Origin of the sequence: Acinetobacter sp. I-MWF, assembly GCF_025433935.1 — a bacterium.
In the GTDB taxonomy this organism is placed as follows: Bacteria; Pseudomonadota; Gammaproteobacteria; order Pseudomonadales; family Moraxellaceae; genus Acinetobacter; species Acinetobacter guillouiae.
In genome coordinates, this window is record NZ_JAMBAR010000063.1 from 1 (window position 1) to 401 (window position 401).

Here is a 401-nt window from a genome sequence, read left to right on the forward strand (position 1 = left end):
AGAGAGTAGTATAGCCGACCTAGCTTGATGCTGACGAAGCATTGATAAGATCATTAAGAGAATATGAAGAACAACTTGTGATTAATTTTACTTATTGATTGATCTAAATATTATCATTTATAGATAGGTTTAAATTAAACTAAGTTTAATAGAGATAATTTGTCAGTAAAATGATCAGCAATAATACTGACCATAAGTAACTAATGAAATTTAACTGAAGAGATTGATCATGGCTCAGATATAACGCTGGCGGCAGGCATAACACATGCAAGTCGAGCGTGGGAGGTTGCTACGGTAACTGACCTAGAGGCGCACGGGTGAGTAATACTTAGGAATCAGCCTATTAATGGGGGACAACATCTCGAAAGTGATGCTAAAACCGCATAAGCCCTACGGCGGAA

Annotated in this window: 1 rRNA gene; it reads left to right on the forward strand. The window is 37.7% G+C overall.

The annotated features are described in order from the left end of the window. Positions 1-211: 211 nt before the first annotated feature. Positions 212-401: ribosomal RNA gene (locus tag M2R48_RS21370) — 16S ribosomal RNA — on the forward strand; the annotation flags it as partial.